Source organism: Alkaliphilus peptidifermentans DSM 18978 (genome assembly GCF_900101495.1).
GTDB classification, from domain to species: Bacteria; Bacillota; Clostridia; order Peptostreptococcales; family Natronincolaceae; genus Alkaliphilus_C; species Alkaliphilus_C peptidifermentans.
The window spans coordinates 24,304-43,689 of sequence record NZ_FMUS01000007.1 but is presented as its reverse complement, the minus strand read 5'-3'; the positions used below and the strand labels follow the sequence as shown (position 1 = coordinate 43,689).

At 31.9% G+C, this 19,386-nt stretch carries 17 protein-coding genes; 1 reads left to right on the top strand and 16 read right to left on the bottom strand.

Going from position 1 to position 19,386, the window contains the following annotated elements:
• Positions 1 to 11: 11 nt before the first annotated feature.
• The 16 genes from BLP68_RS06715 to BLP68_RS06640 all read right to left on the bottom strand — a co-directional run bounded on the left by BLP68_RS06715 (position 12) and on the right by BLP68_RS06640 (position 17,979).
• Positions 12 to 1,115 (bottom strand): response regulator, encoded by a 1,104-nt coding sequence (locus BLP68_RS06715; protein WP_091541562.1) that lies wholly within the window; start codon positions 1,113 to 1,115, stop codon positions 12 to 14.
• A 28-nt stretch (positions 1,116 to 1,143) separates the two neighbouring features.
• Entirely contained in the window at positions 1,144 to 2,856 is a 1,713-nt protein-coding gene (locus tag BLP68_RS06710; protein WP_091541559.1) for a histidine kinase N-terminal 7TM domain-containing protein, read from the bottom strand.
• Positions 2,857 to 2,936: 80 nt separating this feature from the next.
• Positions 2,937 to 3,677, bottom strand: a complete 741-nt coding sequence (locus BLP68_RS06705) for a transposase (protein ID WP_091541557.1) — start codon at positions 3,675 to 3,677, stop codon at positions 2,937 to 2,939.
• 76 nt (positions 3,678 to 3,753) lie between these two features.
• Positions 3,754 to 4,389: a hypothetical protein gene (locus BLP68_RS06700; protein WP_091541555.1), complete on the bottom strand. Its 636-nt coding sequence runs from the start codon at positions 4,387 to 4,389 to the stop codon at positions 3,754 to 3,756.
• A 296-nt stretch (positions 4,390 to 4,685) separates the two neighbouring features.
• On the bottom strand, positions 4,686 to 5,150 hold the full coding sequence (locus BLP68_RS06695) for a hypothetical protein (protein WP_091541552.1): 465 nt from the start codon (positions 5,148 to 5,150) through the stop codon (positions 4,686 to 4,688).
• Between the two features lie 284 nt (positions 5,151 to 5,434).
• Complete coding sequence (locus BLP68_RS06690; protein WP_091541549.1) at positions 5,435 to 5,914, bottom strand: hypothetical protein; 480 nt, start codon at positions 5,912 to 5,914, stop codon at positions 5,435 to 5,437.
• Between the two features lie 255 nt (positions 5,915 to 6,169).
• Positions 6,170 to 6,406 (bottom strand): hypothetical protein, encoded by a 237-nt coding sequence (locus BLP68_RS06685; protein WP_176758897.1) that lies wholly within the window; start codon positions 6,404 to 6,406, stop codon positions 6,170 to 6,172.
• A 119-nt stretch (positions 6,407 to 6,525) separates the two neighbouring features.
• On the bottom strand, positions 6,526 to 7,728 hold the full coding sequence (locus BLP68_RS06680; protein WP_091541543.1) for a hypothetical protein: 1,203 nt from the start codon (positions 7,726 to 7,728) through the stop codon (positions 6,526 to 6,528).
• Positions 7,729 to 7,742: 14 nt separating this feature from the next.
• Positions 7,743 to 9,044 (bottom strand): M23 family metallopeptidase, encoded by a 1,302-nt coding sequence (locus BLP68_RS06675; protein ID WP_091541540.1) that lies wholly within the window; start codon positions 9,042 to 9,044, stop codon positions 7,743 to 7,745.
• A gap of 247 nt (positions 9,045 to 9,291) precedes the next feature.
• On the bottom strand, positions 9,292 to 10,002 hold the full coding sequence (locus tag BLP68_RS06670; RefSeq protein ID WP_091541538.1) for a LytR/AlgR family response regulator transcription factor: 711 nt from the start codon (positions 10,000 to 10,002) through the stop codon (positions 9,292 to 9,294).
• Between the two features lie 277 nt (positions 10,003 to 10,279).
• A complete protein-coding gene (locus tag BLP68_RS06665; RefSeq protein WP_091541535.1) occupies positions 10,280 to 11,359 on the bottom strand; it encodes a sugar ABC transporter substrate-binding protein in 1,080 nt (359 codons plus the stop codon).
• Positions 11,360 to 11,361: 2 nt separating this feature from the next.
• Positions 11,362 to 12,963, bottom strand: a complete 1,602-nt coding sequence (locus BLP68_RS06660; RefSeq protein ID WP_091541533.1) for a response regulator transcription factor — start codon at positions 12,961 to 12,963, stop codon at positions 11,362 to 11,364.
• A 14-nt stretch (positions 12,964 to 12,977) separates the two neighbouring features.
• A complete protein-coding gene (locus BLP68_RS06655; RefSeq protein ID WP_091541530.1) occupies positions 12,978 to 14,468 on the bottom strand; it encodes a sensor histidine kinase in 1,491 nt (496 codons plus the stop codon).
• A gap of 11 nt (positions 14,469 to 14,479) precedes the next feature.
• Entirely contained in the window at positions 14,480 to 15,490 is a 1,011-nt protein-coding gene (locus BLP68_RS06650) for a sugar-binding protein (protein WP_091541527.1), read from the bottom strand.
• A 453-nt stretch (positions 15,491 to 15,943) separates the two neighbouring features.
• A complete protein-coding gene (locus BLP68_RS06645; RefSeq protein ID WP_091541525.1) occupies positions 15,944 to 17,005 on the bottom strand; it encodes an oxidoreductase in 1,062 nt (353 codons plus the stop codon).
• Between the two features lie 17 nt (positions 17,006 to 17,022).
• Positions 17,023 to 17,979, bottom strand: coding sequence for an ROK family protein (locus BLP68_RS06640; protein ID WP_278278201.1), 957 nt, complete (start codon positions 17,977 to 17,979; stop codon positions 17,023 to 17,025).
• Between the two features lie 211 nt (positions 17,980 to 18,190).
• On the opposite strand from BLP68_RS06640, the gene BLP68_RS06635 reads away from it, so the two are divergent.
• Complete coding sequence (locus BLP68_RS06635) at positions 18,191 to 19,273, top strand: M24 family metallopeptidase (RefSeq protein ID WP_091541520.1); 1,083 nt, start codon at positions 18,191 to 18,193, stop codon at positions 19,271 to 19,273.
• The last annotated feature ends 113 nt before the right edge of the window (positions 19,274 to 19,386 follow it).

Sequence of the window (19,386 nt, the reverse complement as noted above, 5' to 3'; positions counted from 1 at the left end):
TATTTAAGTTCTTACTTATCAAAATTAAGTATGGCTTTTATCCTCTCAGAAGGAACTGTATCATACTCCTCCTTCAAAACCCTTTCAAGCCAGTGATAATGATTAAAAGCAGCATTGTTATCTCCACACTCTATATACATCTTAATCAGCATATAGTTTGGGTTTTCATCAAAGGGTTGTAATCTTGTTATTTGTTTTAAAGCGCTTTTAGTCTTATGACTGTTTCCTTCCTCAATATAGTAATTAATTATTTCATTTAAAGCTGTTATAAAACCTTCACGCATTTCTTGATCCTTTTCCATACTCCATATATAACCCTCTTCTATCAAAAAACCTTTCCCGTACAATTTGCTAACATTTTCCACAGCATCAAATGTATTTTTATCATTAGTTTTGTAATTTGACAATGCACTTCTAGCTTCTAAATAATCACATTCTCCACTTTCAATTACAAGGCAGTACCTGCTTCCACTATAGTCTAGCTTGACCATATTTTTGATTTGAGAAAACAGGTTTCTTATCTTACAAACTGCTGTTTGCAAAATTTGTAGTGCCTTTTCTGGTTCATGGTCTGGCCAGAGGTTTTCGATAATCCTTTCCTTATGTATATAACTGCCATGGTGCATAAGTAGGTAGGCAAAAAGTTCTTCTGCCTTAGCCCTCTCCCATCTGACAGGTAAATCTCCAATAGTAACATTAAGATGATTGAAGGTCTTGATTTTAAGGGTTTTTAATTTGAATTGTGCTCTAAAAGCTATTTCATTTTTAATCTTTTCTACCATACGATAAAAGCGTTCCTTTTTAATTGGCTTAAGTATATAGTCTATTGCATTTAAATCAAAGGCTTGAACTGCATATTGATTATAGCTTGTAATAAATACGATTATCATTGATGAGTTAATCTCTAACAATTTTTCTGCCAGGGTAATCCCATCTATCTCAGGTATCTCAATATCAATAAATGCTACCTGTGGTTCTGTTAATGGGACCTCTTCCAATGCTAGAATAGGATTTTGATACTTTCCTGATATATAAAAAAAGCTTGTTTTTTCAATCAGGTCACTAATCTCTTCTAAATTATACCACTCGTCATCAATAACAATCGCTCTAATCATATTCAAACCTCATTCCATCTTTATTTCTTCAAAATTTTACTGTGTTAAAGGACTCCAACTGGCTTTTCCCATGAAAGGGTATGGAAAACTTTACAGATGTAAAACTTCCTTTTTTACTATCTATCTTTAAGCCATCTCCATAATGCTTTATTAGCCTTCTATGTATATTAAGGATTCCTATCCCCTGATTATTTCCTTCTCCCATTCTTATCTGCAGGAGCTTTTCTTCAGATATTCCGACACCATTATCCTTTATTTCAAAGGATATTTTTGTTTCCTCATTGGTAATTATAAGCCATACATTTCCTCCATCTGCCTTTCTTAATATACCATGTCGGATAGAATTCTCCACCAGTGGCTGAAGTATTAGTCTAGGAATATTGATTTTAGGCATAGTATCATATATTATATCAAATTGCAATCTATCTCCAAACCTTGTCTTTTCAATAGCTATATAAGTATTAACTGCTTCAATTTCTTCTTCTAACAAAACCATTGGTGTCGTATTGTCGAAGTAACAGCAATTTGCTAGATATTCTCCTAGATTTTCAATTAGCTTCTTGGCACCATTTGGGTCTCTAGTAACCATTGCACCTATGACGCTTAAGGTATTATTTAAAAAATGGGGTTTTATTTGTGCTTGTAAAAATGACATCTCATTGGTTTCTGCCTTGTCGAGTGCTGTTGTTGCAATATATTTTAGGTTTTTTTCATTTTCAACAAATATTGTTATATCATTGATGGTAACTATTTTCCCAATCTCAAAACCATCCTCCAGTACTATTTTAGTAATTTCAGCAGAATAATGTCGTTCAGTACCATCCTTCTCCAGCTTATATTTAAATGTGGAGTCTTCTCCATAGATTCCATTCAACTCAGGATGTTTTTCAATAAAGGAATCAAGGGTATATTTATGTGGAAGCTCCTTTAGCTCTGGATATATGTTAATAAAAGTATTGTTAGCATCAACAATGTGGTTGGTTAGGTCAATTACCATAACTCCTTCTTTTGATTGACGAAAAACAATTTCTGTTGCAATTGGTATGGTGTTAAAAATTCTAAACTTAAATATCCCAAACATATATAGAATTCCAGAAAAAATCGAAACCACTGGGAAGTAATCAATGCCAAGGTAATTTTTATTGGCAGCATTCAAATATACAGTAAACCAAGGAAACAAAGATGTAAATATCATGATAAAATAGCCGTATTTGTGGAGTCGTGAGGACTTTATCACCCCCCGAACATAAAAGGTCATAGATATTATTCCTAAAAGTGTTCCAGAGATCACCATCAAGAAAAACAATGGTCCTTTATCAGAAAAAATTACTGGAAAATATCCATTGCTTTCAAATCTATAGGAAGAAATATATAGATTATGTAAATTGTTAGTGAAATATATTAGAATGAATGAAATAGGGTGATAGAGGCCTAGGTACTTTGCTATTTTCAATTGCTTATTGGTAGCTTTTGAATACTCCAAGCTTAGCATCATCCATAGGTAATGTTGAAAGGGTATTGGTATATGCTGAAGGTTAAACCAAAACATTGCTGTAGCTAGATTATTGGAATTTATTTCACCTATGTATGTTAAATTATATATAATTGCCGTAATTAACAGTAGTATAAAGTAATTAGCACCGGGTATACTTCGCTTTTTATATGCATAATTGATCAGTAAAATGGCACAAAAAACCGATGCTGCAAGTACCAATGTAAATGCTAATCTAACTACATTCAAAGGCTTCTCCTCCAATTTTGTGGGTTGAACTTAAAATAAATCCAAATAAGAGCTTTGGGAACGTTATTCTTTCCATTGAATTAATAAATTTTATCCAGTACTCCTCTCCCTATTTTAAGGACTCTTGATAATTGTCTATTACTTGCTCCAGTCGCATTTTTAATATCTTTAAGAATTTCATTTCTGGATTTTATATCCAAATTACTTATATTGGTTATGTCTACTAATAAAGATATTGTTTCTTTTAATCCTTCATCTGTATATCTTTTTCTAGGATCATACTCTAGACACTTATCCTGATTGTTTTCTTTCATATATGTTATAAAATCATTGGTGCCTTTAAAATAACTTAATCCGATTGTGGAATCTATTAATGTATTGTTATTAATATATTCATTATAACTGCTCCATTTATAGTCTTCCAATCTTTGTACCATTCCTGCTTTAATAGGGTTTTGATGAATATATCTTAAGACAGTGAGAAAATAAGAATCTGTATTTACAGGTTCACTCTTAAATCGATTTTGAAAAAGATGTCCTGTTCTGCCATTTTCTATATTATGATACTGTGCATATCCTACCGTAATTCTTCTAACTATATCTCCTATTTCCTCTACTCCTGTTTTGAGTAATATATGTACATGATTTGTCATTAAGCAATAGGCATAAATTGTGAATCCTGTCTTTTCCTTTGATATCCTCATATACTCAGTAAATCTCTCGTAATCAGCGTCTTTCAAGAAAATATCTCTTTTATCTATTCCTCTAAGCATTATATGGTATATCCCTGTTTCACTTTTTTCTCTTGCTATTCTTGGCATAATTATCACCCATTTTTATCCTATCATATTTTTTAGTAGGTGGCAAACAAAACGTCCCCTTGGCCTTGGCATGCCATTACTCTTTACTTTCTAGCACATTCATTATGTTTTTATAATCTTCTATTAAAGGAGTATCTTTAATTTTGTTAAGATATTCATTTAATATATCTTCAGTAATACCTTCTTTTTTATAGTCTTCCACAGTATGAGCAGCAAGCCAACTAGAAGTGTAAATCTTATCATTAATAAGCAGTGCATACTCGTTTACAAAGGATCTATTGATTAGTTTTCGATCTCCTGAATAAATTGCTTCAATCTGCTCTTTTGAATAAGTTGATACATTGGCCTCTTTAAAAGCTTCTTTTGACACATTTAGTTCTTTTACAGCATTTACTATAGTAACCTCCCATTTATCACGACCTTTTGGATTTGTTACACTCTCAAATTGAGCTAACCATTCATCTACTTTATCGTCTCCAACAATATTACGTAAATATGTTGGTATTCCATAATATATCATATCATAGGGAGTGCGAATTTCAACCTCCGTACCTCCTCCAATTGCATCATAATTGAAAACATAATTTTCTTCATTTAAAAGAGGTGCGGTAATCTCATCTTCCAGAGCAACATCATTAGAACTTATTTGACATCCACATAGTGATACCAAACTGAAAATTATTAAAATTATTATAAAACTCTTTTTTTTCATATTTGTCTTCCTTTCTATATCAATCTAGGTCTGAAGTTTTGCCGCTAAAGGTAATTGAAGGGAAAAATTTTTGAGGATTGACTGTATCAGATGGACCTAGACTTGAATTTTTTCCTTGATTATTTACGTCAAAATGTAGGTGAGTTCCTGCTAACGGGTTTTCTGGTGTTGGTTTTGGCCATACATCGCCAGTGTTTCCTGTAAATCCTACAATAGTTCCTTTGTCTAAACAAGACTAGTTATTAAGTGGCAAAAAAAAAGTCCCCTTGTCACTTTTGGCTATGGCTTTATAAATATCAAGACGTCTTTTTGCTCACATTTTTAAATATATTATCTTTATACATGCTTGTTATTAAATTATAACCAAGTAATATTTGTAATAAGTTAACTGTACCACTCTTATCTATAATAAGATTAGTAAAAATATTTGTGGTTATACCCACTAAAAAAGATAAAGGTAAATAGTATATAACTTCACTCAAAGAAAAAATAAATAACGGTAAACACACTATTAATAGCTTTTCACGATTAAAATGCCAACTACCATCTTTTTTTATTTCTCCTAGTAAATGCTCTAAGCCTATTAGTATGGAAAATAATATATTCAATAATAATTTTATTATAATCATTAACCATGGATAAAACCTTAATGTAAAATTGCTTACAAGTTGCTCACTTATGCTTTCTATAACTTTTTGACGTATCATAAAGAATAGAATAAGCATACTTAAATAAATTAAATAAACTTGCCATTTTTTCACGTTTTAAATCCCCTTTCGCTAAAATTATCTTATCAATATGTTAATGAGAAAAATGTAGAATTCTGTAATTATTTACGCATCATTTACAAGGTAAGGATTTTTATATATAAGAAATTTAAAAATGAACATAAGCGTAATCTGAAAATCAATTACCTAATGCTCATTTGAATCTAGGTGGCCGTTAATTATAAAGCCTGAACTCAAACACTTTCTTTGGCTATTTTTCGCAAAAACCATGGTGCTGGTTTTATCACCAACACCAAATATTATATATCCATTTAATATTATTCAATTATTTTATTCTCTACGTTGATAGACAAATCTAACGGATCCTCAAAGAATTTATAATATATACTGACTGTTCCTAGATCTATAAAACTGGGATTAATAGGTTCTTCATTTAATATTATATGCCCTCTCTCAGAATTTAAAACTAATCCCCACAATCCATAAATATTTTCATTATTATCACTGAAAGAACTCCAGTTAAAAGAGTTATTTTTTCCATCAAAAATCTCATCTTTTCTATAATAGCCTGCATAAACAGTTTTTTTGTCTCTAAGAACGCAAAAATAAATTTTTTCATAATCTTGATAAATGGCTATATCTTGCTCTGGATAAGATATGTGGATTAGATCATCATTATTAACTTCTTCTCCTAAAGCATTTTCAATTGTTTTAGTAACAAAGGGCGTAGTATCTTGACTACAGGCGTTTAGTAATAAAAGTGGTATTATCAAGATAAGAAAAATTATTTTTATCATGGAGTTCACTCCTTAGAATTGGAATGTGTTAAGTTAAATTTTTTATTGGGCTCAGTCTAATGTGTCTTAAATAAGTGAATAAATATAAATAGGTGGCAAACAAAACGTCCCCTTGGCATTTAAAGAGGTGCGGTAATCTCATCTTCCAGAGCAACATCATTAGAATTTATTTGGCATCCACATAGTGATACCAAACTAACAATTATTAAAATTATTATAAAACTCTTTTTTTTCATATTTGTCTTCCTTTCTATATCAATCTAAGTCTGAAGTTTTGCCGCTAAAGGTAATTGAAGGGAAAAATTTTTGAGGATTGACTGTATCAGATGGACCTAGACTTGAATTTTTTCCTTGATTATTTACGTCAAAATGTAGGTGAGTTCCTGCTAACGGGTTTTCTGGTGTTGGTTTTGGCCATACATCGCCAGTGTTTCCTGTAAATCCTACAATAATTCCTTTGTCTAAAACAAGACTAGGTGACGCTTCGTTCATTCCACCCTCTGACACCCTTTAACCTTGAGTGGGGCGGACAAACGAGCGTCCCCTAGTCTTTATAGTCTTTCATAGGTAGTAACATAGTCACTCTTAATCGTACATTTTATCTAAAAATTTCATCTAAAAATTTTTCCGATATATTCGAATTCATTCTCTAGCTGAGGAATATTTATTTTTTTAAGATAGTTATCTAGTATTTCCTTTGTAATTCCTATATTTTCATAGTCTTTTTTATTATTTCTCATTAACCATTCAATAGAGTAAATTTCACCATCTACTAAAAGGGCATACTCATTAGCAAAGGCTTTATTTATTTCCTCTTGGTTATCAGAATAAATAGCTTTTATCTGTTCTTTGGAGTATATTAAATCTTTATTTGCCTTTACAAAATCTTCCTCTTTAATATTAAGCTCTTTTACTAGGTTAATAATATTACATTCTTCTATATTTCGTCGTCTACTCCAATTATATTCCACTAAGAATTCATTCCTCCATTCAGTCAGTTTTTCATAATCTACAATATCATGTATAAAGCTGTCTAATCCATAATATTCAAGCTGATAAGGTGCTAGTAATTCCAACTTTGAAGGTTTTATATTTATATTAGATATAGGCAAAGACTTTGCTTTATTTGTTTTTATTAAAACGCCTTTAATAGGTAGATATTCTTCTTTAAAGTCAATAATATTTATTTTATCAAGATATTTTATCAACTCTTCTTCAGAAATACCTGCTCTCTCGTAGTCTTTTGCGGTACGTGAAGCAAGCCAATCAGCAGTATATATTTCATCATTAATAAGTAAAGCATCTTCATTTACAAAAATTTTGTTTATTAGTTTTTGATCTCCTGAATAAATAGCTTCAATCTGTTCATCTGTATAAACAAATCCATTATTTGCTTTTATAAAGGTTTCTTTAGGTACATTTAGCTCCAGTACCGCATTGACGACCGTTATTTCCCATTTGTTGCGTCCTTCTGGATTATTATAACTTTCAAATTGACTTAGCCAATCTTCAAATTTTTCTTTACCAACAATGTTAATTATAAACATATCAACTCCATAAAAACCAAATTCATGTTTGGTTAACAATTCAAATTTAGAATCTCCACCAAAAGCTTCTTCATTGTCAATAATTTCTGTGTCTGTAGAGTCCTTAGTTGATGTTAATAAAGTGTTTTCTTGTTGTTCTATGTTTCCAACTTCTGTTTTTTGGTTTTGATCTTTGTAAGTCTGTTCATACTGAAATTCAGCATTGCAGGCACTAAGAAAAATTGTAGTTATAAAACAAAAAAATACTATTTTTGGAATTTTTTTCATATTCAACCTTCCTTTCATTCTAAATCAGAGGTTTTACCAGTGAAAGTAATTGATGGAAAAAACCATTGTGGATTAACAGTGTCACTAGCATAAAGATTACTATTTTTACCACTTTTGTTTACGTCAAAATGTAAGTGTGTTCCTGCTAACGGATTTTCAAGTGTCGGTTTAGGCCGTACATCACCAGTATTTCCTGTTAATCCTATAATAGCTCCTGTTGTAATATTGAAACCTTCTGCTACATACAGTCCTTCCTTCATATGCAGATATCTAACGCGCAATTTATTACCACTGTTTGGATCTATAGAATCTGTTTCAACAACCACGTAGTAACCTGCTGAAGAACTGTACCTTGCTATTATTATTTTACCATCATATACATTTGTTATTACAGCTTCAGATATATGATTAGATGAATTGCTACTTACTATATCTATCCCATAGTGGGTTGGTCTATCTGATAATTTATAACCTGAAGATATATGTCGAAAATCAGTATCTGTATACATATATTCCCAACCAAATGCTCCATAATCATCGTCAGCATATAATTTAGCTCTTAAATGATAAGAGTCAGCTGCATCATATCCTGTATAGCTATATACTTTTATGTAGTAATCCTTATTTGGTTCAATAGTAATTTGTGAAATTAATTCATCACTATTCCCACCTTTATAAGAACCTTTTAACAGATTTTGACTTGAATCATATACCTCCAAATCATAATCGCATCCACTTGGAATAGATCCAAGCCAGAAATTTGCCTTTCCAGCTTGTGTGAATTTAATTTTAAAGTAGTCCACATCAGATCGACTACTTATATATCCATATACATTCTCATCATCATATATTCTATTAGCACTTGCAAATGTATCATTGGGTTCACTTTCGTATCTGGTTGATGAAAGTGTGTTTATTTCTCTATCTGTTACTTCTGTATAAAAAGATATCGTTGAATAGCTTAAATTTGTTTTGCCTTTTGAACTTTGTAATATCATAGAACCGCTTATATTATTTAATCCACTCGCTGTATCATAAGATATTATAAAATCTATAACGATATCTTTAGGTAAATTTTTTACTGTTACCACTTTTTCAGAAGAATCTGTTTGATATAATTCTTTTTTTTCATTATATAATGCTAATGAGTATTTGTTAATAGTATCATCAAAAGTAAATAAAACTTCATTATCCTTGTCTACATTTATTTGATATGGCATACTATCATTTTCTACATTGAATACAACATCTCCATAGCCAAATGGCTGTATCATGCAGATAAGTAGAATTAATATCATTGGTATAAATCGCTTCATTTCTTCACTCCTCTATAAATTTTATATGTACTTCAACATTAAGTGATTAAATATCACACCCACATATCCTAGCTTCACCTCTCTTTTTTCCTATTAATTTTTCATAGATGTGTGTGTATTTTTTAAAATGTTAAATTGTTTATTCAATTAAATGACCTCCATTCCTTCCGATATTACCTATCTAGCCATATACCAAAGGTATTTAACCCTTTATGGGGTGTATTTAACCATAAAAAAACTTCCACTTTTAAAAAGTAAAAGTCTTTTTTAATTTTTCAAACTTAATTCTACTCATACATGCTATTTTTTTAGTGCCTTTTAATTCTATATTATAGGATCTGTTTCCTATATCTTTAATTTTACTGATTTTCTTAGTATTTACTATAAAGGATTGATGTGTTCTAATAAAATTATCACTTAATCTATTTTCCAGTTGAATTAAAGTCTTATCTACAACATATCCTTCTTCGTTAGTATGTGCTACTGTAGCTTTACCTATTTTTTCAAAGAACAATATATCTTCTAATGGCAGCATCAAGGTATTGCCATTATCGTTTACCTTTAGCATATCTAGCTTAGGTTGCTTTCTTGTATTTAAGATTTTCATTGCCAGCTCATTTAATGTCTCTCTAAATGCTTCAATATCTAAAGGCTTAAGTAAATAGTGATAGGGATGAACAGTATAGGATTCGATGGCATACTCCATATGGCCTGTAATAAATATTATGTGTATTTCTAGGTGTATTTTGCATATTAGTTTTGCTGTATCTATTCCATTTAGTTTTGGCATACTAATATCCAATAATGCTATATCTATTTTATTGTCTTCTGCTGCTTTAACTGCCTCTAATCCATCCCTGGCAACAAACACCTTGCTTATTAAGTGATTTCTTAAAGCTATTTCTTCTAGCATTTTTCTTATATACTCATTATCATCACATATTAATATATTTATCATATTAGTTGTCCTTCCTTATAATTCTTTATTAATATTTTGAGGAGATTTGCATGTTAACCCCTTGCTGTCGGTACTTTTTTTCATGACTACTATAATAAAGCTAAGCTATACATGTTATCTTATCAATAATAACATGAAAAAAATGTAGAATTTTGAAAAAATATCCATATTCTTAGTTTTTCATCGATTTTTCTGTCTTATTATATTGTAAATATAAAAAATGAGGATAGGTATAATTTAAAAATCAAATTACCCTATCCTCATTTATTTGATATGTCTATGGTATATTTCTATATACTTCATCGTACATATGAAAACCATCTTTAATAATGGTGTCATCCATATTTGCTTTATCAACTGCTATGGGCTCAAGGACATAATATGGAACATCATACTTACCATCATTAATAAAGCTTTTAATATTTGATAATTCTTCTCCCTTTGCCAGCTGTATTGCCATTCTTGCGGTGGCGTCAGCTAGTTTGTCTATTGGTTTATAGACCGTCATAAGCTGAGTACCCTCAACAACCCTTTGACATCCCGCTAAATCTGCATCCTGTCCAACCACTATTGTCTGCCCCGCCAGCCTATGCTGAGATAAAGCTTCGATTATACCATCTGCCAAACCATCATTACCGGCTATAATAGCATCTATTTTAACTTGGTTTTGTAGCAGCTCATCGGTAACCCTAAAGGCATATTCCTTCATCCATTTCGGTGCCCATTCTTCAGCTATAATATTAAATTGTCCTTCTTTTACTCTTTCTTTAAGGACTTTATCATAACCCTCTTTTATCTGTATTGTATTATTATCGCTTGTAGCGCCATTTATAATTAGTAGATTTCCCTCTGGTAGATTATCAACTACTGCCTGAGCCATTAGTTCTCCTACCTTTGTATTATCAAAGGAAATATATAGGTCAACTCCAGAATTTCTAACTAATCGATCGTAGGATATAACCTTTACCCCCTGTTTTTTAGCCAGTTCAACTGCGTCAGCTGCCTTATTCAGGTCATTTGGTACTATTATTAACACATCTATATTCTGTGTTAGCAATGATTTAACCTGCTTTAGCTGATCTTGATCATCATTGTTGGCATTTAATACTACAATATTTGCTCCTAGTTCCTTTACCTTTGCCATAACAATATCTCTATCTTTAATCCAACGCTCCTCCTTTAATGTCCCCAGAGAAAAACCGATTTTTATCTGATTACTATGTCCTTCAACCTCCTGCGAAGCATTATTATTAAAATAGGTGGTTCTAATAATATCAACAACTTGCAGTATTAATACTACAAAAATAACTGTAAGAAAAATAACCAACATTGTTTTTATCATTACCTTTGGTTTCATCACTATATCACCTCTTGTGGTAATGCATGATTACGATAATCTGTAGGTGTCATTCCTGTTATCTTCTTAAATATTTTACTGAAGTAGTTGGGGTCACTGTATCCAACCTCAAAGCATATTTCTTTTATATTTATGCTGGTATCCTTAAGAATTTTCTTGGATTTCTCTATTCTTAATTCTGTAAGGTAATCAACAAAGTTTTTTCCGGTAGAATCCTTAAAGAATTTACTGAAATAATGGTAGCTCATGTTTATTTCCTTTGCTACGTCATCTAAGCTTATGTTCTCTTTATAGTTCTTTTCAATATATTGAACCGCCTTTGCTATTAATCCATTCATTTCTTTTTTTCTATATTCATCAAGCTTCATCACTGTGTTTTTCAAGAAATCAATGTAGCTTATCTTTAACTCTGTTATTTCTTCAAACTCAAGTATTTGCATCAAATGTATATTGCCATCCACTATATTAACATCGGGGCTATTGGGCAAAATACGTTGAGTCATAATGAATAATTCAATAAGCTTTGATTTTATATAATTTTTATCAGTTTTATAATGTAAGGTTAGCCATAAAAAGATTTCTTCAAAGGTATCCAGTGTACCCCTTAGGTCTCCCATTAACACATTATGAATTAGAATTTTTTCCTTATTAATTGGATAAGTATTTTTGGGGGGTGCTGTCCAATTTATATCCTCGAAATGTAAAATCTGCCCTTCATTTAAAGGAACGGCTGCCATACATGCTTCATTGTATGATTCTGAAAACAATTCTATACCATATTTTCTTCCTAACCCTATTTTATAATTTATGTTTAAGGACTTATTAACTCTCTTGGTAATCCTTTGTGCATATGAAATAGCTTTGTTCCTTATTTCATACCCATCACTAGACCCATTGGTGGGAATATATGCAACAATTCTATCAAATAATGGAGGCCCTATTAAGCAGCTACATGAACTCTTTAACTCTAGGCTAAACAGCTCAAACAACTGCTGCCTATCAAGACTATTTTTCATACTTTCCTCTTTATTATTAGTATTTGAGGGGTCTATTGAAACCACCATTACATACCCTTCCTTCAGCTCCATTCCAAAAATGTCTTCATAAAATCTTACATCACATCTAGTGCTATTAAAGAGCTGTGAATAAATAAATTGTCCCTCCATATGGGGGAGGATTCGAGTAATTTTTTCTCGTAAAGCCATTTCCCTTTCAATGGCCAGTCTCTTATTCTTAATAGTAACTGTTAATTCCCTTAATGTATTAATAACTTTATTTCTGTTAATAGGCTTCAATAGGTATTCGCATACACCTAGGTTAACAGCATCTTTAGCATACTGAAAGTACTCATAGGCAGAAATTATTACAAAGATAATATCTTTGTTGGCTTCCTTAATATGTCTAATTGCATCCATTCCATTAATGCCAGGCATATGAATGTCCATAAAAACTATATCGGGCTTTAACAACAATGATTTCTCTATTGCATCCCTACCAGATTTTGCTGTGCCAACTATTTCAACATCATCAACATATTTATCTATAATAAACTTAATTGATTCAATTACTATGTGCTCATCATCTGCAATAAGTAGCTTAATCATAGAATTCTCCCCCCCTAGTAATATGGTATTCTCAAGGTAACCTTTGTTCCTTTACCAATTTCACTTTCCACCTGGATGATTTCCTTACTGTCGGTTATATTATAGAATAGCTTTAATCTTTCAATAACGTTATGCATACCAATACCGGAAGCATGTCTATGGGTTTTTGCATTCTTGATTCCATTTGAAAAGAAGCCCTCTAGTTTTTCTTCTTCCATGCCAACACCATTGTCTATTACTTCAATAAGTATAGTTTCCTCTACTCTCATGACATTAAGTATGATTTTTCCATCTTGATCAGTCTTTTCTAGTCCATGGATGAAAGCATTTTCTACAATTGGTTGTATTATTGTACATGGAACCTTTACTTGTAGTACATCTACATCAATATTTGTAGAAAATTCTATCTTGCTACCAAATCGTCCTTTTAGTATATACATATATTTTTCAACATAATTAATCTCTTCTTCTAAAGTAATTGGTTCATCTAGCTTTCTAATATTATATCTAAAAAGCTCTGCTATGTTCTCTATGAACTCAGAGGATTTGTCTGCCCCCTCCATCATTGCCAGCTGAGATGCAGCATTTAGAGTGTTAAAAAGAAAATGTGGATTTATTTGAGATTGTAGTGACTTAAGCTCTGCATCCTTTAACAAGCTTTTCATTTTTAAGTTTTCCATTTCTTGTTCCTTTAGTTTGTTTTCTACCTCCGCTTGTTTTTTGATTTCATCAATATAGCTTCTTATATTAACTACCATTTTATTAAATGCCTTAGCTAAAATATCAACTTCATCATTAGTTGCTGTTCCAATTGATTTTATATTAAAATCTCCCTTAGATATTTTTTCTGCTGAATGGGCCAGTTCTATAATAGGCTTTGTTAATCGATAGGTAAATACAATAGCCAGCAATGTATTTATTACTATAGATACTGCTATTACTAAGATATTTGCATAGCTTAAAAATGTCATGTTCTTAGTAATAACCATATATTTTTCCGAACCATCTTGTAGCCTTCTATTTAATAAATTATTTACGTAATATTTTATATGTTCACTTATTTCATTTGCCCTAGTAAAATGAGCAATATACTCACTACTTATTCGACCCCTTTTGGCTTTTACTGCAAAATCCGTTTCTATCAGCAAACCATCTATCATGTTTCCAATATTCTTTAACATAAGACTATCTTCATCGTAGGTAGCATCCCTAGAAAAGCTTGCCGATTTCTTTTCTAAGGAGCTGTAAGCGGTGTAGTAGTTTAACAATGCTTCAGATGATTTTGTGGAAAGATACTTTTCAACCTCCATCATTAAGGTGTTTACTTCATTATTTAAGTCATTTAGATAAACATGATCACTAATTATTGGCTTAAGCCTCGCCAAAATGGTTTTTGCATTTTGATAGGAATAAACACTTGTAACACCTAATATTAGAGTTGTTATTAAATAATATAAAAATAACTTTTTTCGTATTCCTGTAAATCTAAGGTATTGAGTCTTCATATCCTCACCAACTAATCATCAGATTCTAAGCTTTTTTGATATTCTTCCAGATTACTTTTCTTTATTATCTTTACACCTGTATCTATGAAGGTGGATACATTATTTGTTTCTTTGATATCCATAAGTGCTTTTAAGCTCTCATATCCCATTTTGTATGGTTCACTCATAACTGTACCATAAATGATACCTCTATCGATATACCTTAAAATATTCTCCATATTTCCATAACCTACTAGAAGAATTTCTCCCACCTTATTATGATCTACTATAAGCTGAGCTGCACCCAGTGTATCTACCGAATTTGTTGTAAAAATAGCATCCACCTCAGATCTACTGGTGATTATTGCTTGAGTTATTTCTTCTGCACTTAAAATCCCCATTTCCGAGGTATAAACCTCTATTACCTTCATTTCTGGGTATTCCTTTATTGTGCTTAAAAATCCATTAATTCTAAGATTTTGACTTGCCGTATCCAGTTCAAAGTCACTACTTACAATGATTGCAATATTTGATGAGGCATCTGTTGCCTCCACCATAAGCTCAGCTGCTTCTTTTCCTAAAAGAAAGCTGTTAGTACCCACAAAGGCATTTCTATTACTGTATTTGTTATCATTCTCAATAGTTACAACGGGAATTCCTTTATTATATGCCTTGTTAATTAATTCTGTAGAGGCCAGTCCATTGGAAACATGAGTAATTATTCCATCTACATTAGAAGTAATGGCCATATCCAAATATTTAAGCTCCTCTTCAGGATTATTAAACCGGGGAGCATTGAATTCTACAACAACATTATAATCTTTAGCTGCATTTGTAACACCACGCCTAACCTCCTTCCAAAAGGGATCAACGGAGTTTTGACCAATAAAATAGAAATGGTATGTAGGGTTTAAGAGTGATTGTTGGCTAGTATCCATCCTTTGCAATTGATACAAAGAAAATCCAGTTACTACAATAAGAGCAACAAGTATGGAAATTATGTGATTCTTAAAAAAACTGTATATATTTCTTAATATATTCATATGGGCGTATCCTCCTGGGAATCTATAAGAGAATCATTAATTCACCTTGTAGTATTCTATATTATTTAAGCTATATCCTGCGCTGCTAGTATATAATTGCTGTTGTAAATATTAGAAACTCGATTAACCACCATTGCCACTTCATTAGTATCTACATACTGATTCTTGCTTAAATTATTAAAAAAATAAAGGGCCATTCATGAAACAAATACCTTTATGTTGTTTCATCTGAATAACCCAAAATAAGTCCTTATTTATTAAATTCTTTTTATAAAATGACTAAGCCTCTAGAATTATTTGCAGTTATTAGCCTTTCTTTATCTAGTTCTTTATCTATAAGCTGGCTTATAGTAATATTTTACTGCAAAATATTACTATTCTTTATTCTCTATCATTATTTATCAATTTTAATAGCTGGTATCTTAAAGCGCATTATCGATTAGTTCTTTAAAATTACTCTGAAAAAGGCAGAGTTCTTTTTAATCTACTGCTTTCTAAAGCCAGCTCTATGATTCTAATAGTATTCCTAGCCTCATTGGCAGTAACTATTAACTTATCTTCTCCTAAAATAGCATCATATACATTTTTATAAAAGTAGCGATAGTCTCCCTTCTCGCTTTGGATCCTTCCCCTAACACTCATTCCTTTTATTTCAGTGTTAATGGTTCCCCATATGTCTTCTGGCTCCTCTCCCCAGTTTTCACTGTTTATAGGGCTAAGTCCTTGTTTCAAAGCAGTCTCCTGAACATCTAACCCATACTTAATGAATGATCCCTTATCACCAAGAAGAATAAATTTTGGTAGCGCTTCTCTAACCAGCATTCCCGCCTTTAATTTTACCTTTAATCTGTCATAGCTTAAGGTTATCTCGAAGGAATCATCCACCCTGGCTTCACGTCGTTGGGTTCTAATATCTGCTGTTATTTCAGCAGGTAATCCAAACAGATATAGGGCCTGATCGATAAGATGGCTGCCTAAGTCATATAAAATACCAGCTCCTGGTGTTGCTTCTTCTCGCCACCCATCCTTTATTATGTTTCTGAATCGATCAAAGTGAGCCTCGTACTCAACTAAATTACCTAGTATTTCACCCTTGATAATATTTTTTACTGTTAGAAAATCGCTATCCCATCTACGATTTTGATGTACTGTTAATAGCTTTCCTACCTTATTTGCCATTTCAATTAACTGGTCTGCTTCACTTGAGGTTATAGTAAAGGGCTTTTCAACAACAGTATGCTTACCTGCCAGCAGAGACTTACGGGCTAGCTCTACATGGGTTGTATTTGGGGTAGCTACAACCACTAAATCAATAGCAGCATCCTGTAAAATATCATCAGCCTCTTGAACTACCTCTACATCTGGATAAGTATTTTGAATATAGTTTTTAACATCAGGGTTTTTTGTAGCTATTTTAGAAATAGATAACCCCTCTATACTGTCAATAATAGGTGCATGGAAAACCCTACCTGCCATCCCAAAGCCAATAATTCCAACCTTAATTTTTATAGACATGTTTTATCCCTCACTTTCTAGTTTTGTCCTTCCTCAAGCTGCATTTTTCCATACATACCACTTCCTATAATTCCTGCGTCATTACCAAGCTGCGCTAAAACTATTTCTGTTATATTCATATTTTTCACATAAATTGTTTTAACAATTTCTTTCTTCAATTTATCAAGAAGTAGATTGCCTGCACCTGAAATGCCTCCGCCAATAGCGATAACCTCTGGGTCAAAAATGTTTATCAAATTTGCTATTCCTATCGCCAGGTATTTTATCATTCGCTCCACTACCAATAGTGCAACTTCATCTTCTTCTGTTGCACAATCAAAAATTAGCTTGGCATTTATTAACCTTCTTTCTCCAGCTACTTTATCAATAATAGTGCTTTTATTACCTTCTTCTAAAAGCTTTATGCAGTGCTTATTCATTGCTGTTGCAGAAACAAAGGTCTCCCAGCATCCATTATTACCGCAATTGCAGTCATAGAAGTTTTTTCCAATTACCATGTGTCCCATTTCTGTACCTATACCATGACTTCCACTATATACTTTTTTATTAATAATTAGACCACCACCAACTCCTGTACCAAGTGTTAAAAATATTGAATTGTTTGTCCCTTTTGTTCCGCCCTTTATAAATTCTGCAACAGCTGCGACAGTTGCATCATTTTCAATATAAACCGGCAACCCTAGCTTTTCTCTTAGTGATTGACCTATGGGCACATTTGTCCAAAAAAGGTTTGTAGCAAAATATACCAATCCGTCATCTCTGGATACCCCTGGTATACCTACTCCTACTGCTTTAATAGCTTCTAATTTAATACCGGTTAATTTACAAACCTCATCAATTAGATCTACTATTTTATTAATTATCCCTTCTGGTCCCTTCTCTACTTCCGTAGGTCCACTGACCTTATTTATTATATTTCCTTCTTCAGTTATTAGCCCAACCTTTATGCTGGTACCCCCTAAGTCAACTCCCATATAGTACAATAAGTTCACCTCATTCTCTTATTTTATTAAGCTACAATTTCGACTAATTTAGGTTATTTCCTTTCAAAAATAAAATATTTATAGTATCTAATAAAAATTTCCTTTTATCTATATATAATTCATTAAAAATTAACTAAATAAGAAAGGTAAATATTACTTATTTATAGAATTATATATAAAAATGAAAAAAAGGAGTGTCACTATGGAAAATTTACGTCTGCAAAAAGTACTTCAGGAAATGAAGGTTAATAGCATTCCACATATGATTATTACTGACCCAGCTTCAATTTATTATCTTACAAATAAGTGGATCAGTCCTGGAGAAAGGCTGCTTGCCCTTTATTTAACTGAATCAGGTAATCATAAGCTATTAATAAATGAACTCTTCCCTTTAACCGAAGAGATTGGTATTGAAAAGATTTGGTATAAGGATACTGACTACCCAGTAAAAATCCTTGCTAAGTTTATAGATACAGCTTTAATTAAAACCATTGGTATCGATAAAAATTGGCCTTCAAGATTTCTTTTGCAGCTAATGGAGCTTAAATCTGATTATAACTTTGTAAATGGATCCTTTATAATTGATACCATACGTATGATAAAGGATACTAAGGAGATAGAATTAATGAAGGAGGCATCAAGCCTTAACGATTGTGCAATTGAAAAAGTTATTGGTTTAATAGCTGGTGATTCCTCTGAGAAGGAAATATGCAATAAGCTTATAGATATTTATGATTCTTTAGGTACAGATGGACCTTCCTTTGATCCTATTATAGCTTTTGGTGCAAACTGTAGTGATCCTCATCACGAGCCAGATGGTTCATCGCCAAAGCCTGGTGATAGTGTTATCATAGATATTGGTTGTAAAAAATCATTCTATTGTTCTGATATGACAAGAACTGTGTTTTATAAATCTGTATCGGAAGAAGGGCGAAGGGTTTATAATATTGTTAAGGAAGCAAATGCAAGGGCTATTGCAACTGTAAAGCCTGGCGTAAGATTTTGTGATATAGATATAGCTGCAAGAAGTTATATTGAGGAAATGGGTTATGGGAAATATTTCACCCATAGAACTGGTCATTCAATTGGTCTTGAAGTCCATGATGAAGGTGATGTCTCTTCAACTAATACCAATGTTGTTTTACCTGGAATGATTTTTTCTATTGAGCCTGGGATTTATCTTCCAGGTGGATTTGGAGTTAGAATCGAGGATTTAGTTGTTGTAACTGATGATGGATGTTTAGTTCTTAACAACTATACTAAAGAATTGACAATTATAGACTAATTTACAATTACTAGAGCTACTAAATGTAGCTCAGACAGTTTTTATTGCGTCTCGAATATAAAAGTTTTTTAACAGTCCAGATATTGTTGACTTTTTTAACAACCTCAGAGCTA